The following is a 26,450-nucleotide window of genomic DNA, read 5'->3' as shown; positions in this document are numbered from 1 at the left end:
ATTAGTTAAAAGAAAGGAATTATAATTATGGTCACTATTAACTCATATTCAGATGAATTTAAAAAACAAATAGTAGCTTTATATCAAAGTGGCAAATCAGTATCTTGCCTTGCTAAAGAATACAATGTTACAAGAGCAGCTACTTACAATTGAATTAAGCAATTTACTAATTCAGGTAGTTTTAAAACTAAAGATAATCTTTCAGATTTAGAAAAACAATTAATTCAAGCAAATAAAGAATTAAAACAGTTACGAATGGAAATTGATATTTTAAAGCAAGCAGCACTAATAATAGGCAGAAAGTAGAGATTATTGCAAATAATAAATCTAAATATAAAATTCGCACAATGTGTCATTTTTTAAAACTCTCTAAATCAACATATTATTTTAATTTAAAGAAAAAAAATAAAATTCAAAATAATATTTATGAACAAGCTGTTATTAGTGCTTTTAAAGAAAATAAAGAAGTTTATGGTACTAGAAGATTAAAAGTCATACTAGCAAACCAAGAAATTTATTTATCACGCAGAAAAATTAAAGAAATTATGAATAAGCATAATTTAATATCAAAATACACTAAATTATCATTCAAAAATTATCATAATAAAGTCAATGATAGTCAAATAACCAATCTTGTTAATAGAAACTTTAATAATAGAATTAAAAATGAAGTTATTGTTAGTGATTTAACTTATGTTCAAGTTAATGGTAAATGAAACTATATTTGCCTATTAATCGACCTATTTAACCGCGAAATTATTGGACATAGTGTTGGAATTAAAAAAGATGCATCATTAGTATATCAAGCATTTATGCAATCAAATCACTGTTTAAAAGATATTGAAATATTTCATACTGATCGCGGTAATGAATTCAATAATAAAACTATTGATAAACTTTTATTAGCTTTCAACATAACTCGATCTTTAAGCAAAAAAGGATGTCCTTATGACAATGCTGTTGCTGAAGCAACTTTTAAAACTTTCAAAATTGAATTTATTAATGATAAAAATTTTACATCATTAATCCAATTAAAATTAGAATTATTTGATTACATCAATTGATATAACAACATAAGAATTCACAGTACTCTAAACTACCTAACTCCAATTAGTTATCAAAAACAAATGTCTACCAAAAAATAGTCCTAAAAAGGGTTGCCATTCCATCTTATTTAAAATTGAAACAAAATAATATTTTCAATAATTTTCATTATTAATAAAAATAGTATACGAGAATTTTAATAAAAAGGAGGATACTTAAAAATGATAAATGAAAAAAATAAGACAGTAGAAGAAGATAGTTGAGAAAGTGTTACTACTGTTAATGTTGATGATAGCGATTGTCAAGCAAAAATGGAAAAATTAAATAAAAAATTACAAGAAACAGCTAATGAATTAGAAGAAATAAGTAGTCTTTATGCAAAATCAGTAAAAGAATCATTAGATAAATCAAAAAAAATTAAAGAACTAGAAGATAAAATTGATGAATTAGAAGAACAATTAAAAGCATGTAGAGAAAAAAATAAAAAATTAGAAGGTCTTGAAGATAAAGTTAAAAAATTAGAAGAAGATTTAAAAGAATGTAAAGAAAAAAGAGAAGAACTAGAAGCACAGTTAAAAGAATGTAAAGCAAAAAGAGAAGAACTAGAAGAACAATTAAAAGATTGTCAAGAAAAAAATAAAAAATCAGATGAAAGTAAAGGACAATGAATTCCTGGTGAATATAAATGAATGCCTGTTGGATCAAAAATGCCAGAAGGTTGAGTAAAAGTAGATCTTGCTAAAGGTTTAACAATAGTTCAGAGTGATAAAGAAGGACAAACATCAGGAAGTGTTGGAAAGCATAATCATACATTTTTAAATAATGGTCAGGTATGAACCACTCCTGCTTCAGCAAAACTAGCTTTTATTAATGAAAGAACTTCAGGATCATTAGGTTCTAAATATGTACCATTCTTAGGTAGTTATAATGATCTTTTGCGAACTAAAACAACTGCTGATACTGGAAAAGGCATCTCTAATACCGAGAATAATTTAGCTGCTGGAATATTTGCTGAACTTTGACAATATCAAGGAGAAAATAGTAGTAGTTAAAGTTAATAAAAAAGAAAGAAAAAAATAATATAAATAAAGTTAATGGATAAATTTATATAATTTAAGTAAATAAAATTATTCCAATTATTTTTTATTAGAAAAAATATTGGAATATAACATTTTTTAGTAATAATTAATTCTAATTTTTAAATTTTATTATAAAATGAGCAATTGCTGTATTTCATTTTTGAATATATATTGTTCATTTTTTTGTAATTTAAGTTTTTATATATTTTCTTTTGCAATAAATAATTTTAAAATTTTAAATATTGATTTAGATAATATTTTAAACTAATTATAATTGATATTCTTTAATATTAATTAGCAATAATGCTATTAAAGTTAACTATATATAGTATATAATTAATTAGAAAGAGCATATAAGTGGAGGAATAAATGACAGATAATCAAAAATATATTACTGTTAAAGGTGCACGTGAACATAATTTAAAAAATGTTAATATTAAAATTCCAAAGTATAAGTTAGTAGTTATTACTGGTGTCTCAGGAAGTGGTAAATCATCATTAGCTTTTAATACAATTTATGCAGAAGGAAGACGAAGATATGTTGAATCACTTTCAGCCTATGCTCGTCAATTTTTAGGAAACAGCGAAAAACCTGATGTTGATGCTATTGATGGTTTAGCACCAGCAATTTCTATTGATCAAAAAACTACAAGTAATAATCCTCGCAGTACTGTTGGTACTGTTACTGAAATTTATGATTATTTGCGTTTACTTTATGCACGAATTGGAACTCCTTATTGTAATAAGGGTCATGGTCCAATTAGCACGCAAACTTTAAAAGAAATGGTTAATAAAATTAAAACGTTAGAAGATAATACTAATATTGAAATTTTAGCACCAGTTATTAATGCTAAAAAAGGTAGTCATCAAGATTTATTAGCAAAATTAAAACAAGAAAATTTTTTGCGAGTTAAAATTAATAATAAAATATATAGTTTAGATGAACCAATTGAATTGAATAAATCATTACGTCATGATATTGATATTGTTATTGATCGTATTAAATTTACCAATGATGATAATACTATTTCACGAATTCATGATGCTTTAGAAGTTGCTTTAAATCATAGTAATAGTTTAGCAAAGGTTATTTTATCGCAAACAAATGAAACGTGATTATTTTCTCAAAAATATGCTTGTAAAATTTGTGGATTTTCAATTCCCAGTTTAGAACCGCGTTTATTTTCTTTTAATGCACCAAGTGGAGCGTGTTTTGATTGTAAAGGCTTGGGAGTAAAATTAGAAGTTGACGAAGAATTATTAATGCCAGATTTAAAACTATCAATTAATGATGGTGGCATTGAGTATTATAAAAACTTAGTTGGTACTAGTAATTTAGAATGACAAAAATTAAAAGTTCTTTGTTATCATTATTTAATTGATTTGAATCAGCCATTAAAAAATTTAACAAAAACACAACTTAATTATATTATGCGTGGTAGTGATGAAGCCATTACTTTCAGTATTACTTCGGCAAATGGTCGTAAATATCCTAATCATGATTATATTGAAGGCATTGCCACTTTAATTGAAAGACGTTTTTTAGAAACAACTAGTGATTTTGCCCGTGATTATTATCGTAAATTTATGAGTGAACGCACTTGTTTAACTTGTCAAGGAACAAGATTAAATGAATTTGCATTGGCAGTTAAAATTAAAGATGAAAATAATAAAGAAATGAATATTAGTCATTATACTAATTTAGACATCGAAGAAAGTTTAACATTTATGTTAAATATTAAATTATTAGCTTATCAACAAGAAATTGCTAAATTAATATTAGTAGAAATCATTAATCGTTTAAGTTTTTTAACTAATGTTGGTTTAGGTTATTTAAACTTATCACGAATGGCACAAACTTTATCTGGTGGTGAATCACAACGAATTCGATTAGCAACTCAAATTGGTTCACAATTAACGGGAGTATTGTATGTTCTTGATGAACCTTCAATTGGTTTACATCAACGTGATAATGTTAAGTTAATTGAAACTTTAAAACAAATGCGAGATCTTGATAATACATTATTAGTAGTAGAACACGATGAAGATACAATGTGAGCAGCAGATTGATTAATTGATATTGGTCCAAAAGCCGGAATTTATGGTGGTGAAGTAATTGCTGAAGGTACACCACAGCAAGTTGCTAATAATCCTAATTCAATTACTGGAAAATATTTAAATGGTGAAAAATTTATTGCGTTACCTAAATCAAGAAGAAGTGGTAATGGTAAAGTTATTGAAATTCAAGAAGCACAAGCTAATAATTTACGTAAAATAAATGTTAAATTACCTTTAGGTAAATTTATTTGTGTTACTGGTGTTTCAGGAAGTGGTAAATCAACGCTTGTTAATGATATTTTATATACTAGTATTCAAAAGTATTTGGGTTTAAAGGGACAACGACCAGGAAAACATAAAGCAATAAAAGGGATTGAATTTATTGATAAAATTGTTGCTATTTCGCAAGAACCAATTGGCAGAACACCAAGGAGTAATCCGGCTACTTATACTTCAGTTTTTGATGATATTCGTGATTTATTTACACAAACACCAGAAGCAAAAATTAGAGGATATGCTAAAGGTAGATTTTCATTTAATGTACCAGGAGGAAGATGTGAACGTTGTTCTGGCGATGGTGTTATTAAAATTGCGATGCATTTTTTACCAGATGTTTATGTAACTTGCGAAATTTGTGAAGGAAAACGCTATAATAGTGAAACATTACAAGTTAAATATAAAGGTAAAAATATTTATGATGTACTAGAACTGCCTGTTGATTTAGCATTAACTTTTTTTGCTAATCATCCAAAAATCCATAAAAAATTAGCAATGATACAAGAAGTGGGATTAGGATACGTAAAATTAGGGCAACCTGCTACTGAATTATCTGGTGGTGAAGCACAAAGAGTGAAACTAGCTAAAGAATTACAAAAACGTGCTACTGGCAAAACTATGTATATTTTAGATGAACCAACTACTGGTTTACACGTTGATGATATTAAAAGGTTAATTGAAGTTTTAAATAAAATCGTTAATCATGGTGATACTGTTGTTGTAATTGAACATAACTTAGAAGTTATTAAAGTTGCTGATTACATTATTGATCTAGGACCTGAGGGTGGTAAATTTGGTGGTGAAATCATTGCTACAGGAACACCAGAACAAGTAATAACAAATCCTAAGTCTTATACTGGACAATATTTAAAAGCAGTTATTAATCGCGATTTGAATAGAAAATAATTAAAATATTTTCTGTAGTATTCTTGAATTTTAACAAAAGAAGTGGAAAAATAAAATGTTTTTAGAAGTAGTACCAAATTTAAAAGAAATACTTATAAATTCAACTATACAAAATGTTAAAAGTAATATAATAAAGTTAAAAGAAGTTTTTAGTACTTCTTCTAATATACAATACTTAGAATATTGATTTATTTTTTTTGAAAAAGATTTTTTTTAAAAAAATTTAAAAATAATGGAAAAACAGTATCAATGAATGCAAAAATTTTTAGTGAAAGTAAAAGACGAAGTAATTAATGATGAAAGAAAAGAACTTGAATTTCTTTCTTTTAAGTTTGAAAAAGAAAATTTTTTCCCATGAGATAAAGAACTAGAGTTTGAATTACTTGAATTTACTTTAATATGAGAGGAACAAAAACAGAAGGAAAAGGATAAACTCATTGATAAAATTACAGCATTAAAAATAGAATTAAATTGTAAATTAAGTAGTAAAAAATGAGAATTGAAAGAGAAATTATATAAAATTAATAATCAACAAGAAATTATTTTAAATTTTCATAATAATAGTCTTAAAAAATTAGAAGTTTTTCAAAAACAAAAAACAAGTAAGATTTTTAAATTTAAAAGTAAATTAGTTAAGTTTTTAACTTTTGGTTATTATAATTTTGAAATAAGATTAGTTAATAGAATAGAATGTGAAAAAGTTGTTTTAAATAATCAAAAAGAGCAACTTTATAAAATTGGAGAAAATATATCCATTTATATGATAAAATCTTACTTATATATAGACATGAAAGGATTTGTCACTTTGGAAAAAAGAGTATATTTTTTAAAGTTTAATAAAAAAATTCTTAAAATGGATTTAATAAGTTTTGGAACTGGTTTAATAGGTATTTTTTTGGGAATTCTAAGTATTTTAGCATTACAACCTTTTTGAGATAATGATAAAGCATCACTTTGAATAACTGTTGTTACAATTTTTTTTGATATTACTAGTTTTACTTTAGCTTTTCTAACTTTTTTCTTAATGTTCCGTTTAATTAGATTAAAGAAAACTTTGATAAAACAAAATATGAAATTATATCGAAAAGATCAATTTAGTATTTCGCTTGATTTTATTAGTTTTTGTTTAGGTATTATTGGAACAAGTTGCGAAATTATTAGTGTTATTGTGCTTTTACCTCAATTTAATGATAATAAAGTTTTTTCATATCAAATTACTATTGTTGCTGTTGTTTTAAATATTATTAGTTGTATTACTTGTTTAATGGCAACATTAATTACTATTAATATTATTAAAGATTATAAACAAAGAGGAAATTCTATTATTTAAATATAATAATTTCCACTTTTAGCATAATTATTTTTTGTACTATGACAAGCTAAATCAATTATGTTAAGATATTTTCAGTTTAAGTTTATGTTAGAAGGAGAAGTTATGAATAATAAAGAAAAAATTAAAGGTAACTTTTATGTTCTGGGAGATAGTTTATCAGACACAGGAGCATTAGTAAGTGGTTTTACAGCTCTTTTTAAGCATTTAAAAATACCTAAAATAGTTAAAATGTTACCACCATTTTATAAAAATTCTTTTTCTAATGGTCCTGTGGCAGCACAAATTATTGCCGATTATTTGCATATAAATTTAACTTCTGCTTGAAGATTTGACCTTTTTTTATTTGCTGATGAGCAAATTGGTAATAATTATGCAGTTAGTGGAGCTTTAGCTAGTAGAAAAAAAGAATTAACAGTAGAAAGTTTTGTTATTAATCATTTTGATATTACTCATCAAGTAGATGCTTTAATTAGTCAGCATCATATTAATAGTAATGATATAATTTTAGTAGAGTTTGGTGGTAATGATATTTTATATGCTTTTAAACAATCGTTATTAAAGGACCAAGAAGAAATTATTAATAAAGCAGTTGAGTTAATAAAAAATGCTTTAACTAAATTGATAAATAAAGGTGCTCAACATATTTTATTATGTAATGTTCCTAATATGAGTATTATCCCTTTATTTAAAAATAAAGAAAAAGATAAGGAACGTATTTTAAATTTAACTACTAATTTTAATAAAATGTTAGATGGTGTTATTGAAGAATTAAATAAAAATAAAAAAAATATTATTAAATATGATATGTTTGCAGCAATAACAAACGCTATTAATAAGTTTAAAAACTTGAATATTAATAACAATATTATTGATGCAGCAGTTACTACTGATTTTAGTGAGATAATTAATAATGGTATTATTGTTCCTCATTTCAATAAAGGTGTTAATGAAGAAAATATTAATAATTATTTCTTTTTTGATAGCATTCATCCTAATAAATGAGCACATAATATTATCGCTCAAGAATTAATTAAATTAATAAATAATAATAAGAATTAATTAGAAATATTTATTTATAAGAGTTATAATTTTATTATAAAGGAAAAAATAAATATGAAAAAAGAATGAGTTAAATTAATTAAAGTAGACTTTATGCATGGTGTTGAAGAACCTTGATGTAATAACAAAGGTGTTGCAATATTACCATTTATAATTAAAGATGATGGTAGTCGTTATTTTATGCAAACATGTGAGAGTAATCCTTTATTTAATAAAAATAAGTTGGGTAAATATAGTTCAATTACTAGTGGAGTGGAAAATAATAATCCTTTGGAAACAGTTTATAATGAAATGTGAGAAGAAACTGGTATTTTTTTAACAAAAGATACACCTATTTACTTTTTAGGTACTCATTATGCTTCAAAAATAAGCACTAAAGTATGATATTATTATGCAATTGATTTAACTGCACTTAATTTGGATATTAATGATAAATATTATGGTGTTGGCGATGGAACAATAGGAGAAAATAGTTTATATAGTAAATTTATTCCTGAAACAGAATTACGGTTTTCAAACGATTCTTTTTCTCTGACAATTTATGGTAAGTTATTCAATTCTATAAGTCACAATTGTTTTAAAAACATTAATTTTAAAACATTATTATTAAACAATTATTGCGATTCAAAAGCAGAAATATTTAATTCTGAAATTAATAATAATTTGAAGAGAAATATTTTTATTTCGGGTATAGCTAATAAATATGAAGAATTTGGTACTATAAAGAAAAGCAAAAAATTTGTATTTGATTTATCAAATTTTTTATGTAAAGAAAATAAGAAAATAATAAATGCATTTGGAATCGGCGTTGGTGATGAAATAGTAAGTGGTGCTGTTAAGTATGCTAAAGAAAATAGTATTGTTTTGGATAAAATTCTTGATGTATGACCATTTCCTCAACAATTTAAAAAAAGTTGACCAGAATATCGTAATCAGTTAATAGATAAAGCAGACATTGTACTATTTATTTTTGGTAATAAAATGGATGAAAATAATAATATTGTTTTATCAAAAGGTGTATTAAATGAATTTGAAATTGCTAGAAATAAAAATAAAATAATAATTCCTATAGCTTCAACTGGTTATGCTGCTAAAGAAATATTTATAAAAATAGAAAATGATATAGAAAATTTTAAATATTTAAAAGATTATTTACATGTTCTTAAGAATGAAAAAAATGCTGCAAAGATAGTTAAAACTATTATTCAAATTTTAGATAATATTAACTAGTAATATTTATTTATATTTTATTTCTTGGTGGTAATTGTGGAGGCGTGCCACTTCCATTTGGACTTAGTTGTCCTAAATAATTAATAAAATGATAATCTCATTTTTCAGAAACTAAATCACCAGTATTTTTTCATTCTTATTTTTATCAATAGTTTCATAAATATGATTTAAATTTTGATTGATAGATGATGAGATAATATTTTTTAATACTAATTGAAAAGGAATATAGTTGCTATTCATAAAAAGTTAACACTAATTTCTAATATTTTAATTTTTAACAATTTTTAAAGAATTATATCATAATAATTTTTATTTGATAATGAAATGTTTAGTAATTTTTTATTATATTATTCAATAGTTTTTTTAATGTTTTTAGAAACTTATGTATATTTTTGTTAATAATAAACTTTCTGTTGATATATTATATATAATTATATTATGTTTAAAATTAATCAAAAATTTTAATTATAAAAGGCAGGAAATTAAGTATGGAAAACCTTAGTGTTGGCGAAATAGTAACAAAATTTAATTTAACAATTTTATATATTAATCCCAAAATTCCAATTGAAAAAAGAATTATTACTAATATTGGTACTAATCGTGGTGGTTTAGAGTTAACAGGATTTAAAACTAAACAAATCTCACGTAGTCGTCGTATAATTTTATTAAGCAGTAAAGAAAGCGAATATATTTCCTCTTTACCAAAAACAGAATTTAAGAACCATTTTAGTAATATTTTAGAAGATCATATTCCTGCTATTTTTGTAACACCTAATTTTAAATTTAAAAAAGAATTATGTGACTGTGCTAAATCAATTAATTCAACAGTTCCAATTATTGAAGTATTATTTTTTACTTCTGAATTTGCAGCAACAGTTTCTACGTATATTGTTGAACGTTTATCTGAATCTAAACGTTTACATGGTACTTTAGTAAATATTTTTGGTTATGGTGTCCTAATTACAGGTGAAAGTGGTATTGGTAAATCAGAAACAACATTAGATTTATTACGTAATGGGCACTTATTTGTTGGTGATGATAGTATTGATATTTTAAAAGTCAATAATAAAATTGTAGGAAAAGTTAATCCGATTATTAAAAATTTAATTGAAATTAGAGGAATAGGTATCCTAGATATTACCAAAATGTATGGATATCATGTTATAATGCATGAGAGTCAAGTAAATTTAATTATTAATTTAATTAGAATTGAAAATGATGGTTGAACTAAAGTTGATCGACTTGGTGATCATAATAACTTTGATGTTTTTTTTGAAATTAAAGTGCCTAAAATAATTATTCCTGTTAGTCCAGGAAGAAATTTAGCTGATTTAATTGAAGCAGCAGTTATTAGTTTAAAATTAAAAGATGAAGGTCAAGACGCTACTGCTAGTTTTCAAAAACAAATAATTAGAAATTTAACAAAAAAGAAATAATTTAATAATTAAATTATCAAAAAGGAAAAAAATATGATTAATGATGATGGATACAATAGTTTAATTACCGATATTCCGGGAACGGGAATTCATATTTATTCGGTATTAATGGCAGTAGGGTTTTTAACTGCTGTCATTGCTTCATGAATAAAATTATATCGTCGTAATATTCCAACTAAAACTTTAGAATGAGGAACATTAGTTATTGCATTAGCAGGATTAATAGGAGCAAGAGCATGATATGTTCTTAATAATACTAGCACAATTGAAAATGCACTTGATGTAGTTGCCGTTTGAAGAGGTGGTATGGCAATTGAAGGAGGCGTTACAGTTGGAATGATAGTAGGATTCTTTATTTTTTATCGTACTTCAAAGCAGTTACAAATTTCAATGTGAGTTTTTATTGATTGTATTGTTCCAAATATTTTATTAGGTCAAGCAATTGGTAGATGAGGTAATTTTTTTAATCAAGAATTACTAGGAACTGATGTTGGTCATCCTTTCAGTTGATTACCAACATGAATAAATAATCATTTACATTATGGTTTTAATAGTGATAAACCAGATCCTGTTGCTGTTTATCGTCAACCTTTATTTTTATATGAGTCATTATCTTCATTATTTGGTTGATTCTTTTTAACGTTTTTTGTACCAAAAACAGGACAAATATTTAGTAAAAAACCATGAAAATTAGATTCTTCGCAATTTATTTCGCCTTTAAAGACTAATCCAATTGTTGTAAAAGATTTTTTAAAACCTTGAACAGTTATTAAAAAAATTCATGGATATCGTAAATTTAAATATGAAAGTTGAAAACAAGCATATTTTGATTTTACACCCAATAAGAATAGTGTTAAAAGTGTTGAAAAAATACCTTGAAAAGATGTTAAAAAACATTCAAAAGTTAAATCAAAGATAAAAAAATGATATTTAAAGATTAAATATAATATGCAACCACATTCTAAATCTTTAAATACTATGTATAATCCTAATAATTATCGAGTAACATATGCAGGAGTATCAGGTAGTTTATACTTTGTCTTTTATGGTATTATTAGAATGATTTTAGAACCACTTCGTGATAATAGAGACATTATGAAAATAGCCAATGTTTCAACTTCAATGATAGTTTCTGGAATGTGAATTATTTTAGGTGTTATTTTAGTAATATTTGCACAAATTATTGCACCATCAAGATTTCGTAAAGGAGAATGATTATATGAAAAATCATACTAATAAAGAAAATAAATATGATTATGATTTAGTAGTTATTGGTGGTGGTCCAGCAGGAATGACAGCTGCTATTTATGCACAAAGAGCAAATCTTAAAACTGTGATTATTGAAAAATATATTGTTGGTGGAAAAATGATTAAAACTTCTGAAATTGAAAATTATCCAGGTTATGATTATATTTTAGGGCCTGAATTATCAGAAAAAATGCAAAAGCAAGTTGAGAAACTACAAGTTGAATTTGTTACTGATGAAGTTATTAAAATTACAGATAGTGAAAATCATAAAATTAAAACAGTCCTTTTAAGTAGTGGTGATGTTCTTATTGCTAAAGGAGTAATTATAGCTACTGGTTCATTAGAACGTAAAATTGGTGTTCCTGGTGAAGAGGAATATGCTAATCGTGGTGTTTCTTATTGTGCTGTTTGTGATGGTGCTTTATTTAAGAATAAAATTATTAGTGTAGTTGGCGGTGGTTATGCTGCTTGTGAAGAATCTTTATATTTAACAAGATTTACTAATAAAGTTAATCTTATTCATCGTCGTGATCAATTTCGTGCTGATGATAAAACCGTTAATAAAGTTAAAAATAATGAAAATATTAATTTAATAACTGATCATGTTGTATTAAAAGTATTAGGTACTGAGGATAAGAAAAAAGTAGGTAAATTAGAAATTCAAAATATTAAGACTAAGGAAATTAGTGAAATTACTACTGATGCCTTATTTCCTTATATTGGTTCTGATCCTGTTACAAAATTTGTTAAAGATTTAGATATTTGCGATAGCAATGGTTATATTATAGTTAATGATAAGTGTCAAACTAAAATCCCGGGATTATATGCAGCTGGTGATGTAATTGCTAAAAATTTAAGACAAATAGTAACTGCTGTTAACGATGGAGCGATTGCAGCACAATATTTAATAAATTTTATTGATAATTTTAATGAATAAAGTGTACAATTGAGGTGATAGTAATGATATCATTTACAACAAGTGTAAAAGATGAAATCTGTCAAAAAAGTTTTAAAAATTGTTGTCAGAAATCTTTGCTATCAGCATATTCGCTTATTAATGGTAAGATTACAAATTCAGATAAAATAAATAATGAGATTATTATTCATAGTTTTCATAACAAAACCACTAGGTTAATATATAAATTTTTAAAAAATCAATATAAAGACGTAAAATTGATAGTTATGGTGGATGTTTTAAATAAATTTGAGCGTCCAAAGGTGTATAATATTCGTATTAATAATAAAATTGATTTTATTATTAATGATTTAATGCTTCAAGATAAATATCTTTTTATTGAGAAAGAAGCTATGCACCAGCATATAATAAAAGAGCATTGTATAAGAGCGTATATCGCAGGAATCTTCCTTGTAGTTGGCAGTATCAATTCTCCTTCAACACCTAACTACCATTTGGAATTACAATTTCATAATGATATGTTGGCTAAAAAAATTAAAAATATTTTATTACAAACTTTTAAATTAAACTTTAAAACAATAAAACGTCGTAATAAAACGGTGCTTTATCTAAAAAAATCTAATGTAATTTCTGACTTTTTAAAAATAATTGATTGTCCACAAGCAGTTTTCGCTTTTGAAGATAAACGCATTTCACGAGAATTATTTAATAATATTAATCGTTTTAATAATATTGATATTTCTAATCAACAAAAAATTTTAAATGCTGGAGACCAGCAAGTTATAATGATTTCTGTTTTAAAAGATAAAAAACTTTTCAAAGCGTTGTCATTAAAAGCTCAAATTATTTCAAATTTAAGATTAAAAAATCCTGAAGCATCACTTTCAGAATTGGGTGAACTTTACTATCAAGAAACTGGTTTTGTCATTACTAAGTCTGGGGTTAATCATTTAATTCGCGAAATTAAGAAAAAGTATCAAGAAACATTGTAAGTTAATAATAAAAGTATAAGAGGAGGCCATACAATGAAAAAGAAAGAAATTTTAAGCAAAGGTCGTCAAGATTTATTGAATGCTTTTGGAAAACGAATGAAAACTTTACGTAATCAAAAAGGTAGAAAATTTTCACAAGAGAAACTTGGAGAAGCAAGCGGCCTACATCGTAATTATATTTCTGATGCTGAAAGAGGAACAAGAAACGTATCTTTAGTTGCAATCTTAAAAATAATTAATGGGTTGGATTCATCTATTAGTGAGTTTTTTGCTGTAGGGTTTGATAATATTGATACTTCAAATTTATATGACACATTTAGTGTTGAATAAAATCAATTTAATACACTTTTAGTAGTACTTTATAAACAAGTACTACTTTTTTATTATTTTATTTTTTATTAAAAATAAATTTGAGAAAAGTTATTAGTACTTTTTATAAAATTAATTGATATTCACTAGTAATTATTTTATCTTAATGAAGATTATGAAATTTATTCACCTTATATTAGGAATAATTAATCATTAAAATGTTATAATTTAATTATTGATTATCATTAAGGAGTTATTATGACAATAGAAAATACAGAAGTTGAAATTGAAAATGTTACTACTAATGTTGATAACGCTAAAAAAGAACCTTATCAATTAAGTAGTATTATTTCACCTATATTTGGTCTTAATCATCAAAAAATAACTACGATTCCAATTAATATTAAAAAATCCGATAGCAGTTCTAGCACTATTGAGCAATATGTTGATAAAAAAACTAAAGAAAATATTTTTCGTGAAAAAGAAGTAGCGTATAATAATTCTAGTAATCTTGATAATACTAGAATTGCACAAATTAAAAAAAATAGAGAACAACAACAAATATATGATAGTTTACCATCGCGCTATCTAGAATTTCGCGATAAAATATTTAAAGAAACTACATCTATTAATTACAATAATGCAAGTAATAATAACGATACAGTTATTACAACTATTGATTTGTTAGTTGATGATATTTTAGATGAAAATAAATAGGAGATGCTATGAATAATATAATAAAATCCAATATTATTGACGAATTAAAATGACGTAATATCTTAAAAGATATTAGTAGCATAGATAAAGTAATTAATGCAGGAAAATTAGGAAAAGGAATATATTGTGGTTTTGATCCAAGTAATGATTCATTACATTTAGGTAATTTACTACAAATTATTTTATTGCATCGTTTTGCTATATTTGGTTTTCAACCAATTGCTGTTATTGGTGGTACAACGGCAATGATCGGTGATCCAAGTGGTAAAAATAAAGAACGTAATTTATTAGATGAAAATGTGTTACAAACTAATGTTAGAAAAATAAAAGAGCAGTTAGTGACATTATTAAGTTATGAAAATATTGATAATTTAACATCATTAGAATTAATTAAAACATGTAATTTATTAAATGATAAAGAATATGAAACATTAGAAATGATTATTAAAAGTATTAATCCAAATAATCAATATCAACAGACTTTAAGTAGTATTTTAAAAACATTGCCCTTACCTTGAGAAGAATTAGGATTATCAGCATCATTATTAAAAACTTTATATGAAATTTGTAATTTTGATCAAAAGTGAGTTACTATGAAAAGTGATTTAAATAATCTTTCTTTTAAACAATTGTTAAATTATTGTGATAGTTATGTAGAAACTTGAATTACATTTTTAAAATTACCATTGGGAACATTAAACAATAAAATTAAGCCAATTAAAATTATTAATAATCAAACATGATTAGGTCCACTAACAATTACAACTTTTTTGCGTGATATTGGTAAGCATTTTAATGTTAATCAAATGTTAGGCAAAGAAATGATTGCTAATCGTTTAAATTCTGGAATTTCTTATACTGAATTTTCTTATATGGTATTACAAGCGTATGATTTTTATCATTTATATGAAAAAGAGCAATGTTATATTCAATCTGGTGGTAGTGATCAATGAGGAAATATTACTGCCGGTTTAGATTTAATTAGAAAACAAAAAGGTGATGAACATCATGCTGCTGTTATTACTATTAATTTATTAACTAAATCTAATGGTGAAAAATTTGGTAAAAGCGAAAAAGGTGCTATATTTTTAAATAGTGAAAAAACTTCACCTTATGAGTTATATCAATTTTTATTTAATCAAGAAGATAAAGATTTGCCTACTTTTTTTAATTCTTTAACTTTATTTAGTGAAGAACAAATAGCAAAAATTTTAGTAATTCATAATAGTGATGTTAAGCAACATTATGGACAAAAGATTTTAGCAGCTTTATTAACAGTATTTATTCATAAATTAAATGGATATTTTAGTGCTATTAATATTACTAATGCTTTTTTCCACGATCGGATTCATCAAATGAAATCATCTGAGATTTTACAGGTTTTAAAAGATGTACCACATTTTAATCTTAATCATAATGAACAAATAATTGATTTTTTAGTTAATAATCAAATTTGTAATTCAAAAAGAATAGCAAGAGAACTAATTATGCAAGGTTCAATTGTTGTTAATGGTGAAAGAATTACCAATATAAATTTTCTTATTAGTAAAAAAAACGCAATTAATAATCAAGTAACAGTTATAAAAAAAGGTAAGCGTCATTATTTTATAGTTGTTCATAAATAAGGAAGGGTATTTAAATATGATATTTATTAATGTTTCTCCATTATTATGGGATATTATTATTTTTGCTATTATTATTTTTGGTATTGTTACTGGTTTTTTTATTGGGGGAAGAGCATTAATATTTATTAGTGCTGGTAATTTACTTAGTATTGGTTTAATGTTGGCATTTAAACCAATGTTAATAAATTCTTTTAAAAATATGGTATCACCATGGTTTAGTGACCTTAGTGGTAGTTTTGCTTCATTTAAGAATTTATTAACTGATAATATTGGATTTTTGATATATGCTATTGTTTGAATTATTGGCATTAATATTTTATTTTGAATAATCTATATTATTTTATATTTTGTACTTTTTAATAAAAATAAAATTGAACACAAAGCAATAAATGCTACAGCTGGAATTTTAATTAATTTTATTAGAATGAGTATTTTAGGTAGTATCGTAATTATTATGATGGGTACTAGTGTTTTCGGTAATAAATCATTAAGTTATGGTGTTATTAAAAATGAAATACCGACAACTTCTGTTACTCATAAAATATTTACTAGTATTGATAATAATCTTCCTTTTTTAAATGTTAATGTAGCAGACATTAACAATGTTATTGATTTATATCAAAATAGTGAAACGTTAAAACAAAGTATAAATGAATTAAAAAATAATACAACTTATGAGGAATGTTACAGTACTGTTGAAAAGTTAAAAATGATAGGTATATTAAGAGTAGATGAAACTGATAAAATTGCTAATGCTCTAAAAGAGATGGAATCAACAGGTGATATCATTGCTAATAAAAAAATAATTATAGATCTCTTGCAACAACATGGAGTTGATAATTTTTTAGATGTTAATTATATGGTATCAGTTTTTAATGCTTATGCTAATATACTTAATTTATATTCGGAAGTAGTACAAATATTCGATGATAATTTAAAAGATATGCCAATAATAGATACTACACTTCCACAAAATATGGGTCGTTATAATTTTTTAAAGCCTAAAATTTCTGCTTTTACTAATTCAATTAAAGATGTAATAGTGAGAGAACATATTATTCAAAATTTAAAAAATATTTATAATCCGTTTTAAAAAAAATAAAAAAATATTTTTTTCTATTTCAATATTTTTATAAAAAAATAGTTGAGGCATTTAATTTTATTTATAACTGGAGTAGTATTTTTTCTTTATGTTTTAAAAAAAATATGATATTATTACTTAGTAATTTAATAAATGTTCTTTCCTAATATAGATATTTTCTATATTAGGATTTTTATTAAGTTAATTTTAATAAGCAAAGGAAGATAAAGAATATGTTAGATGATTTATTAAGAAAAACATTAGAAAACACACCTAAAGAATATAAGAAAAATATGATTGATAATTTCAGAATAAATATAGGTAGATTAATTAATAATATTAATGACTATATAGAAGTTGAAGAGAAAATTTATAATGCAGAAAGTAAAGCAGGATATTCTGTTTCCTATACTCCTTTTTATATGTCACTTCAACATCGAATTAATATCCAACTATTAAAAGAAAAAGAAATAGTAAATGCTCTTAATAATGTTGATGAATTAGAAAAGTTTAAAAAATTAGAAGAAATATATAAAGAATTAGTTACTAGAAAAGAAGAAATTGAAGCACCAAATTCAAGATGAAAAAACGCTAATAAATATAAAGAACCTAATAATCCTGACTTGCAAACAAGAATTAATCAAATTTTAGAAAATGGTCCAAATGCAAAAGAAGAAAGTATCAACGAAAATATTAATATTATCATTAATTATTTAAAAGTTGAGGAGAAAATTTATAATGCAGAAAAAAATGCAGGTTATATTATTGCTGGTACTCCTTTTTATATGTCGACTTATAGTGATATTACTAAGCTAATTTCTGCAGCATCAACGGCTATTAAAGATGAAGATGAAAGTAGAAAAATTATGAAATTAAGAAATATAGAGAAAAGTATATTAGAAATAAGAAATAGAATTGAAGAAAATAATTCTGGCATTTGAAAACGGGAAATGTTTAGTAATCTGTGTAACTTACAAAAATAACTATGTTTAATTAATTCTAGTAAATATAATTAAATGACTAGAAAGAGTGAGTTACAGATGGCTAAAAAAGATAACTTTAATAATAATGATCCAATATCAAAAGCAGTAGATTTATTACTAGAAAATACTGAAGATTTAACAACAGTTTTTAAACCTGGCGGTTTATATAAAGAATTAACAAAAAGATTAGTTGAAAAAATGTTGAATTCTGAAATACAAAATTATTTAGGATATGAAAAAAATCAACATAGTACTACTGAAAATGCTCGTAATGGTACAAGTTCAAAAAAATTAATAACTCAACAAGGTAAAATTGAAATTGATGTACCAAGAGATCGCAATAGTAATTTTATTCCTGTAATAGTTCCTAAAAGGCAAAGAAGATTTGATGGTTTTGATCAACAAGTTCTTTCCTTGTATGCAAAAGGAATGACATTATCTGACATTAGAATGCAGTTGCAAGAGTTATATCATGGTGCTGATATTAGTGAAAGTGTTATTAGTCAAATTACTGATGATGTTATTGATGATGTTAAAGCATGACAAAATCGACCATTAGAAAGTATTTATCCTATTGTTTATTTTGATTGTATAGTAGTTAAAGTACGACAAGATAAACGGATTATTAACAAATCAGTTTATATAGCATTAGGAGTTGATTTAGAAGGCAAAAAAGATGTTTTAGGATTATGAATTAGTGAAAATGAAGGTTCTAAGTTTTGATTATCTAATTTCACAGAAATGAAAAATCGTGGCTTAAATGATATTCTTATTGCTTGTAGTGATAATTTAACAGGCATGTCAGAAGCAATACAATCAGTTTATCCTAAAACAGAACATCAATTATGCATTGTTCATCAAATTAGAAATAGTTTAAAATATGTTTCATACAAACATCGAAAAGGTCTAGTTGCAGATTTAAAACCAATTTATAGTGCATGTAGTGAAGAACAAGCAATGCAAGCTTTAGAATCGTTTGAAAGTAAATGAAATAAACAATATCCTCAAATTACTAAATCTTGATATAAAAATTGAGATAATTTAATGGTTTTTATTAGTTATCCAGTAGAAATCAAAAGAGTGATTTATACTACAAATGCTATTGAATCTGTTAATAGTCAATTACGAAAAATCATCAGAAATAAAAAAGTTTTTCCTAATGATATGGCAGTTTTCAAAATATTTTACTTGGCAATTGAAAATATAACAAAAAAATGAACATTGCCTATTCAAAATTGAAATACAGCAATTGCTCATTTTATGATAAAATTTGAAGACAGAATTAATCTAAATTAGTAACTTTGTAAAACAAAGATACACAGATTATTAAAAAGCCTCAGAATTTTTGTTGTGTATAAATATTAAATTTATTTTTTAATTTTTTAGTAATTTTTAAAAATAAGTATTTTAGTTGCATTTAAGTTAAAAAAATTATATTATTTAATACAATTTCATAAAAATCCAAATTATTTCTTGTCTGAAATATAATAAGACTATATGAATTAATTTATATCATTTTTATCAATATTAGTATTAGTTCATGTATTATAATAAATTTCAATTAAATTATTATTATTATCAAAAATATAATTAATTGAATTATTTTTATCTGTTATTTTTATTGGAAGATTATATATGAAATTATAAATATTATTATTACTACTAATTAAATTAATAATTTTATTAGTTAAATCTTTATTAAAACTATCTTTGATACTTGTTTGACTCATAAAGTATGTTCCTAATTTGTCAGCTATTGTTTCATCAATTTGATTATTTTTTGTTGCTTTAGCAATATAGTATAGTCCTAATGTTTCATTTAAACTATCATTATATTCTACTTTATTACCACCAGTTTGATTAGAAATACTAATATGATTAGGTAAACTACCTAATTGCACATATTGTCAATCGTTATTATCACCATCAAAATAAGTTTTATTATATTCACTTTTACTATATTCATTATCTGTATTTTTAATAGTAGTTATTTTTTTATGACTATTCATTTCTTGTTTCGTATTTTCAATATTTAATTTTTGATCACTAGGAATAGTAACATCAGGATTATAAACTAAATTACTTGTATTATCGACTAAAAATACATCTCTTGCATTAGCAAAAGTATAATCTTTTAATGCAGATGTATCATAACTATAAAATTTATGATCGGTTGTTGATTGATTAGTTATTATGTCATTATCATTTAAGTAACCATATTTATTATTGAATAGTGAAGTTGTATTATTTACATTGTTTTTTAATGAGTTATTAATATGATTAATATTGTTATTTCCTGTTAAAACTAAGATTGTTAAACTGCTTAAAGCTATTAAAAATTGTTTCATGGATATCACCTATTTATATAAAATGAATACTATTAGTAGTATTATAGTATAATAATAGCACTTATTAATATAAAACAAAATTAAATAAATATTAAGAAATAAAGATGATTTTTATCTTATAATTTTTTAAAATGACATCCATTTGGATGTCATTTTAAAATTATTATTTATTTACTATCATTTAATCTTACTATATTTATTGTAAAAAGTATTAAACACTACCAATAAAAAGGCAAAACTTCTCAAATTAAGTAGTTTTGTAATATTTAAAATTTACATTTGTGCTGATTTACTACTAGAACTTTGATTTTCATTTGTTGTTGATTGATTTATTTTTGCTTTATTTTTTTCAAGGTCAAGAGCATTAGCAACTTTTTCTCGTCTTTCCTTTTCGTTTTTTTCTCCTCACACTTTATTTGTTTCTTTTGCTTCTTTGTTGTACTTATCTTTATCAGCTTGACTTCATTCGTTACATGATCTTCACATATTTATAATCTCCTTTATTTGTTCTTGAATATTTTTTATCATAAAAATATTCAATAAAAGTATATATTTTTAAAATAAAAATATTATTAAAAATTTATTACTTAATTAAATTTATATTATTAAAAATCGTTAGTTCACTAATTGATTATGTTAATAAAGGTTTTACTTTATTTCAATTATGATTTGTATTGATTGAAGATTGTTGCATTTGGTAATTTATTGAAATTTTAGTAGATGAATCAAAACTTTTAATACTTTGATTTTCAGAAATGTTATTTGAGTTTTGATTTAATATTTCATTATTTATTAAATCATTTGCTTTTTTATTTTTTCTATTATTTAATTCTTGTTTGAATAATTCATATTGTATTTCTAATCTAGTTTCTAATTTATCACTTTTTAATTTTTTATTTATTGTTTCATATTCTTTTTTATTTTTTTCTTTTTCTTGTTCATTTTCATATATTTGGTTAGAAAATCATGATTCATTTTTTTTGTTCAATTTGAAAGCATTCATGAAAAAGGCTTAAATATCAATCCAAAAATACGATTTATAATTGGTATTTCCGAAACAATCGTAGAAATTAATTTGAAGAAAAGTCATGCAGATCTTGATATTAAAGATGGTTTTATTTTTACATTTTTTTGATTGTTTAGAAAATCTTTAATTGATATAAATTGACAATTAGTATTATTATTTATTGATGAAATGTTCTCAATTATTACTGTATCTTTTTTATATTTATTAATATTTTCATAGTTTTTTATTTGATTAATAACTTGTATATCACCATTTGTAAGTTGTTGGAAATGCATTATTTTTTCAGTAATAGAATTATCAATATGTTGAAGAGTTGTTATAAAATAAATTTTATTATTGATTGGTAAAATTTCTTCATGGATGTTTTTTATTTTTTTTAAGTCTTTATTTTTAATATTTTCAATATCTTTTTCGATTTTTAAAATTTGTTTATCAAAATTTATTTTTTTTCTTGAAGATGCAGTTTTATTTATTTTATCATTTAATTTTTCAATTTCTTTTTCTTTTTTCTTGATTTTATTTAAATTATTTATTCTATTTTTTTCAATTTCTTTTTCTTTTTTATTAATTTTATTAATAGTTTTATTAATTTCTATATTTTTATTTTCAATATCTTTATTTAATCCGACTGTCTCAGAAACGGGCAATCCTTGGCTTAATCACATTGATGGTAATTGGTGTTCTAATTGTTTTTCTTTTTTGTATATTTCTTCTTCTAATTGAATTTTTTCTTCTTCTCAAATACTTTGTCTTCTAATTTGTTCTCTTGTAATATTTTTATTTTCTTTTAGACTATTATTTTTTAGTTTTTCATTTTCTTCAATTAGTTTTCTTTTTTTTAAAATTTCTTTTTTTATATTTTCTTGTTGTTGTTCAAGTTCTTGTTTTTCTTTTTTTTGATCTTGAAGCTGATTTTTTCAAAATAAAATATCTTTATATTCATCTAAAATTGTTACAGCATTATATTTAAAATTGTCGAAGTTAATATTGTTTTCTTTTTCTTGTTTTAATGACTCGATTTTACTTTTAATTTTTTCTAATTCTTTTTTTATTTCTTCAATTAATAAAATATCATTTTGTGTTTGTGATATTTCTTCTGTATTTGAAATTGAAGTTGATGCTGGTGATACATAATTTTTGAATTTTGTTCATACTGTTCATATATCATTATTTGTTTCTTGTATATTTTCACTATCTGTTGAAATAATAGAAACTGTCTCTGAATTTTCTATATGACTTTTTGATGGGTTATCATTAATTATTACATCTGTTAATTGATTATTAGTATCATTTTTTTACTGAATTTAAATGTTAAGCCACCATGTCTTTCTTTTTTTCTTCCTTTTTTATTTTTAAATGTAGAATTTGATTGGTTTAAAATATCTTTAATGTCTTGCTGTGCTGTTATTTTTTGAAATATTTCTGATTTATTTTTGTCTGCCATTTTAATGCCTCCTTTTAACAAAAAATCCAATTACTTTTATAGGAAAGTAATTGGTTAAAATTTATATATACTATATAACGGTTGTATATTATCAAATTTTATGTATTTTACAATTAATTAAGTTTTTATTAAAAATAAATTTAAAGTATGTAAAATTTATATAAATAAGTTAAAGTTAATAGTAAATGATTTATTTTTTTGTTTTTTAAAATCATTGAAAAATTAGAGTTTCTAATGAATGATCTAGCAAAAGATATAAATAAGAACGTAAATGGGACTAAAAATAAAATTAAAATTCCTCATCATTACATTTTAAAAATAACAAAAGAAAATAACTTTGAAAATAATAACAAACCAAATATTACTATTAATAAAATTAATTGTCATAAATCCTTTTTATTTATATTCTTTATTATTTTTTTAATAAACTGTTTAATTAATTTGCAATAAATTGATTGTTTGATATTAAACTAAGATTTCTTGTATAATTATAAATAAGTATTATTAGTAGGTGGTTTTTATGTTTCGACGTTTTCTATTATTCACTATAATTTTGCCAACAATAACTACTATTAGTAGTAGTATTTATGCTTGTACTTGAAATTTACAACCAACAGTTTTATTAATAACAAGTTATCAACAAGCACAAAATCAAAACATTTATGACCGACTTGTTTATCAAAAGTTACAAACTTTTTATGGTAAAGATCATGTAGTAACATTGTTTAGTTCTCAAGATGATAATTATTATGCATTAATGTTGAGAAACTTTTTATCTACATATAATATCAAAAAAGTTTATATTTTAAATCCTAGTTTTCAAAAGAATATTCCACATCATAGTGAAACTAGTAGTTATTCTACTAAAAACTTAATTAGAGTATTACAACAATTTCAGAATGTTAAATTTTATTTTTTTAATAATATTATTGCTGATACGGTTAAAGTTACTAATAATATTTATGATATTAGATATAATATTGATAACGTAACTAGTAGCCATTTAAATTATGGCAGTAAAATTGCTGAACATTTTGTTGAAAATGTTCAGGATGGAATAATAAATAAAAAATATAACTTTGATGTTGATGACAACGGTAAATTGATAGTTAGAATTGGTATTATTAATAATATTGGCATTGATTATGATCAAACTATTTTGAATCAATTTGCTGAGATAATTAATGGTATTGATAATCCAAAAATTACATATAAAATTATTTATGCTAATCCTCATGATAGTTTTGTAACAAGTAATATTTATAGTGCTGATAGTGTTGCCGGTGTTGGTCAGATTGCCCAATCATTATATGAGACACATGGTGTTAATTTTATTATTAATACTAATTATTGATATAACAGTATTATTGCTTATACTGCTAGGTTAATATCTTCACGTCCAACCTATAGTAAAACTATTAGTTTTGTTGGATCGAATATTATTAATAATAATGACTATGTTTATGATAATATTAATTATTTAGCTTTTGGTTTTATGCCTGATTTGGAAATTATTGATGAAACATTTAAAGAAGAGATTAATCCTAATTTTAAAATTATACCTAGTGCTTCAGAAAGTAAAATCCAAACTTATGGTGTTAATAACATTGATTTTATTAATCAGTATGGAGATATATAATTATGGAAAAAACAATATTGAAGTTACAAAAAATTAGTAAATATTATGATACTCGTGTTATATTTGAAAATGTTAATTTAGAAATAACACAAGAAATTCATGCCATTGTTGGTAATAATAGCGTTGGTAAATCAACATTAATTAGAATGCTTGCTGGTTTTGAACAACCTTCTAAAGGAAAAATTGTTATTAATAGTTTAAGAAAAGGATGTTATTTTCCTCGTGATCCTAGTGAAATGCTTTATTTTAGAATGGCTTATGCTGGTCAAGATGATTTTTTCTTAGACAATCTTACTGTTAAACAAAATATTATACTTGGTAATGAACCAACTATTGCTAAAATTTTTCCTAATTGAAAAAAAGCTGAATTTAAAATTAATAATTTAATGGAAAAATATAAAATTAAGCTTAATTTAAATAAGAGAGTATCAACACTTGCGATTGAAGAATTAAAAAAATTATCTTTACTTCGTGCTTTATTCAAAGAACCTAAAATATTGTTGTTAGATGAACCAACTGTTGGTTTATCTGATAGTCAAAAAGTAGAGTTTTGAATGATTTTTAAAACATTTCGTAATGAAGAAATAACGGTCCTTTTCACAACTAGAGATGAAGAATTTGCTAAAATGGTTGCTAACCGAGTATCTTGAATTGAAAACTTAAATATTGGTAAAACAAAAGTAATGAAATTAGAAGAAAATACTAAATTGTTTACAACTAATTATTGAGGTAAGATTTTTAATTATAAAAAACCAAAATCGATAAATTCAGTACCAATGCTTTATATTGATAATCTTTCTTTGAATAAACCCAATATTTCAAATTTTCATAAAATTGAATTTGCAATTCGCCCTGGTGAAATATATGGTATTTATGATTATGAAAACCTTTATAGCGAGGTTTTACTTGAAAGTATAGTACGTATGATTAAAACGCAAACAGGACGCATTTTTTTTCAAGAACAAGAAGTAACTTATTTTAAACCGCAAGAAATTAGTAATTTAGGAATTGATTGAATATCTGGACATTATAGTAATACTGCTATAATTCCTGATGCCACTTTATTTGAAAATTTTACCTTTTGAAATTATAATAAAGAAAAATATGTAACTAAATCCGGAGTTGTCAAAACAGCCGTTGTTAATAAAAAGGTACGAGAAATTATTAAAAAATATCAAATATTTAACGATAATAATATTTTTATTAAAATTAATAAATTATCAAAAGGAGAAATGCAGAAATTTGTATTAGCAAGAAGTATTGAAGAGCAACCACAATTATTAATTTTATCTAATCCATTTTCTGATTTAGATGAAAATTCTTCGTTATTAATTATTAAAAAGATAATAGAGTTACGCGAAAGTGGTTCAAGTATTTTAATTATTGATACTGATCCGTACTTATTACAATTATTGTGTCAACGAGTAGCAGTTATTTATCACAAACAATTTGTTTGTAAATTGGAAAATAAAAATGTTAAAGTTGAAATAATGAACAATCCAGCACTATGGAATGATTATCCTATTACAAATGAAATAATTGTTAAAACTGATAAAATGTATCAATTGCCACAAACAAAGTGAAGTTTGAAAAAGAAAAAAATAATTAGAACAATTAATTATTTGAAAAGACCATTTGTCAAAATTACTAGTTGAATTAATAAAAAAATGGAAAATATTAGGTCAAGGTTGGGTTAAAAG

23 protein-coding genes are annotated in these 26,450 nt (G+C 23.7%); 18 read left to right on the top strand and 5 right to left on the bottom strand.

Going from position 1 to position 26,450, the window contains the following annotated elements:
* Positions 1 to 27 precede the first annotated feature (27 nt).
* The 16 genes from AAHM95_RS01205 to AAHM95_RS01130 all read left to right on the top strand — a co-directional run bounded on the left by AAHM95_RS01205 (position 28) and on the right by AAHM95_RS01130 (position 19,588).
* Positions 28 to 1,145 (top strand): IS3 family transposase gene (locus AAHM95_RS01205; protein ID WP_342273874.1). Its coding sequence is split into 2 segments (ribosomal slippage): positions 28 to 298 and positions 298 to 1,145, totalling 1,119 coding nucleotides; the frame shifts between segments, so codons are not numbered across the junction.
* A 120-nt stretch (positions 1,146 to 1,265) separates the two neighbouring features.
* Positions 1,266 to 2,096: a hypothetical protein gene (locus AAHM95_RS01200; RefSeq protein WP_342273873.1), complete on the top strand. Its 831-nt coding sequence runs from the start codon at positions 1,266 to 1,268 to the stop codon at positions 2,094 to 2,096.
* 396 nt (positions 2,097 to 2,492) lie between these two features.
* Positions 2,493 to 5,363, top strand: a complete 2,871-nt coding sequence (gene uvrA, locus AAHM95_RS01195; RefSeq protein WP_342273872.1) for an excinuclease ABC subunit UvrA — start codon at positions 2,493 to 2,495, stop codon at positions 5,361 to 5,363.
* A gap of 253 nt (positions 5,364 to 5,616) precedes the next feature.
* A complete protein-coding gene (locus tag AAHM95_RS01190) occupies positions 5,617 to 6,693 on the top strand; it encodes a hypothetical protein (protein ID WP_342273871.1) in 1,077 nt (358 codons plus the stop codon).
* Between the two features lie 105 nt (positions 6,694 to 6,798).
* Positions 6,799 to 7,755, top strand: a complete 957-nt coding sequence (locus AAHM95_RS01185) for an SGNH/GDSL hydrolase family protein (protein WP_342273870.1) — start codon at positions 6,799 to 6,801, stop codon at positions 7,753 to 7,755.
* Positions 7,756 to 7,809: 54 nt separating this feature from the next.
* On the top strand, positions 7,810 to 8,985 hold the full coding sequence (locus tag AAHM95_RS01180; RefSeq protein WP_342273869.1) for a hypothetical protein: 1,176 nt from the start codon (positions 7,810 to 7,812) through the stop codon (positions 8,983 to 8,985).
* 488 nt (positions 8,986 to 9,473) lie between these two features.
* On the top strand, positions 9,474 to 10,421 hold the full coding sequence (gene hprK, locus AAHM95_RS01175) for an HPr(Ser) kinase/phosphatase (RefSeq protein WP_338974583.1): 948 nt from the start codon (positions 9,474 to 9,476) through the stop codon (positions 10,419 to 10,421).
* Positions 10,422 to 10,454: 33 nt separating this feature from the next.
* Positions 10,455 to 11,657: a prolipoprotein diacylglyceryl transferase gene (locus AAHM95_RS01170; protein ID WP_342273868.1), complete on the top strand. Its 1,203-nt coding sequence runs from the start codon at positions 10,455 to 10,457 to the stop codon at positions 11,655 to 11,657.
* A complete protein-coding gene (gene trxB / locus AAHM95_RS01165) occupies positions 11,641 to 12,606 on the top strand; it encodes a thioredoxin-disulfide reductase (RefSeq protein ID WP_252319900.1) in 966 nt (321 codons plus the stop codon). Before AAHM95_RS01170 ends, trxB begins: the two co-directional genes overlap by 17 nt.
* A 23-nt stretch (positions 12,607 to 12,629) precedes the next feature.
* Positions 12,630 to 13,577 carry a DNA-binding protein WhiA gene (gene whiA / locus AAHM95_RS01160; protein ID WP_281749091.1) on the top strand — a complete coding sequence of 316 codons (948 nt, stop codon included), beginning with the start codon at positions 12,630 to 12,632 and terminating at the stop codon, positions 13,575 to 13,577.
* 33 nt (positions 13,578 to 13,610) lie between these two features.
* A complete protein-coding gene (locus tag AAHM95_RS01155) occupies positions 13,611 to 13,907 on the top strand; it encodes a helix-turn-helix domain-containing protein (RefSeq protein WP_252319896.1) in 297 nt (98 codons plus the stop codon).
* A 237-nt stretch (positions 13,908 to 14,144) separates the two neighbouring features.
* The gene (locus AAHM95_RS01150; protein ID WP_338975348.1) at positions 14,145 to 14,603 is read left to right on the top strand and encodes a hypothetical protein; all 459 of its coding nucleotides are present in this window, start codon (positions 14,145 to 14,147) and stop codon (positions 14,601 to 14,603) included.
* Positions 14,604 to 14,611: 8 nt separating this feature from the next.
* Positions 14,612 to 16,228, top strand: coding sequence for a tyrosine--tRNA ligase (gene tyrS, locus AAHM95_RS01145; protein ID WP_342273867.1), 1,617 nt, complete (start codon positions 14,612 to 14,614; stop codon positions 16,226 to 16,228).
* Between the two features lie 16 nt (positions 16,229 to 16,244).
* Positions 16,245 to 17,321 carry a hypothetical protein gene (locus AAHM95_RS01140; RefSeq protein WP_342273866.1) on the top strand — a complete coding sequence of 359 codons (1,077 nt, stop codon included), beginning with the start codon at positions 16,245 to 16,247 and terminating at the stop codon, positions 17,319 to 17,321.
* A gap of 221 nt (positions 17,322 to 17,542) precedes the next feature.
* A complete protein-coding gene (locus tag AAHM95_RS01135) occupies positions 17,543 to 18,292 on the top strand; it encodes a glutathione S-transferase family protein (protein WP_342273865.1) in 750 nt (249 codons plus the stop codon).
* Between the two features lie 57 nt (positions 18,293 to 18,349).
* Positions 18,350 to 19,588: an IS256 family transposase gene (locus tag AAHM95_RS01130; RefSeq protein ID WP_342273944.1), complete on the top strand. Its 1,239-nt coding sequence runs from the start codon at positions 18,350 to 18,352 to the stop codon at positions 19,586 to 19,588.
* A gap of 206 nt (positions 19,589 to 19,794) precedes the next feature.
* On the opposite strand, the gene AAHM95_RS01125 is transcribed toward AAHM95_RS01130, so the two are convergent.
* The 5 genes from AAHM95_RS01125 to AAHM95_RS01105 all read right to left on the bottom strand — a co-directional run bounded on the left by AAHM95_RS01125 (position 19,795) and on the right by AAHM95_RS01105 (position 23,111).
* A complete protein-coding gene (locus AAHM95_RS01125) occupies positions 19,795 to 20,640 on the bottom strand; it encodes a hypothetical protein (protein ID WP_342273864.1) in 846 nt (281 codons plus the stop codon).
* A 273-nt stretch (positions 20,641 to 20,913) separates the two neighbouring features.
* Positions 20,914 to 21,126, bottom strand: a complete 213-nt coding sequence (locus tag AAHM95_RS01120; protein ID WP_338974475.1) for a hypothetical protein — start codon at positions 21,124 to 21,126, stop codon at positions 20,914 to 20,916.
* Between the two features lie 145 nt (positions 21,127 to 21,271).
* Positions 21,272 to 21,628: a hypothetical protein gene (locus AAHM95_RS01115; RefSeq protein WP_342273863.1), complete on the bottom strand. Its 357-nt coding sequence runs from the start codon at positions 21,626 to 21,628 to the stop codon at positions 21,272 to 21,274.
* The gene (locus AAHM95_RS01110; RefSeq protein ID WP_342273862.1) at positions 21,538 to 22,332 is read right to left on the bottom strand and encodes a hypothetical protein; all 795 of its coding nucleotides are present in this window, start codon (positions 22,330 to 22,332) and stop codon (positions 21,538 to 21,540) included. The genes AAHM95_RS01115 and AAHM95_RS01110 overlap by 91 nt, the downstream gene beginning before the upstream one ends.
* Positions 22,333 to 22,937: 605 nt before the next feature.
* The gene (locus tag AAHM95_RS01105) at positions 22,938 to 23,111 is read right to left on the bottom strand and encodes a hypothetical protein (RefSeq protein WP_342273861.1); all 174 of its coding nucleotides are present in this window, start codon (positions 23,109 to 23,111) and stop codon (positions 22,938 to 22,940) included.
* 520 nt (positions 23,112 to 23,631) lie between these two features.
* Here AAHM95_RS01105 and AAHM95_RS01100 point away from each other — a divergent pair.
* Positions 23,632 to 24,750, top strand: coding sequence for a hypothetical protein (locus tag AAHM95_RS01100; protein WP_342273860.1), 1,119 nt, complete (start codon positions 23,632 to 23,634; stop codon positions 24,748 to 24,750).
* A 2-nt stretch (positions 24,751 to 24,752) separates the two neighbouring features.
* Positions 24,753 to 26,447: an ATP-binding cassette domain-containing protein gene (locus AAHM95_RS01095; protein ID WP_342273859.1), complete on the top strand. Its 1,695-nt coding sequence runs from the start codon at positions 24,753 to 24,755 to the stop codon at positions 26,445 to 26,447.
* The last annotated feature ends 3 nt before the right edge of the window (positions 26,448 to 26,450 follow it).

Origin of the sequence: Spiroplasma endosymbiont of Phycita roborella, from assembly GCF_964031195.1 — a bacterium.
Lineage (GTDB): Bacteria > Bacillota_I > Bacilli_A > Mycoplasmatales > VBWQ01 > Spiroplasma_E > Spiroplasma_E ixodetis_A.
This window is presented reverse-complemented; position numbering and strand designations above follow the sequence as displayed.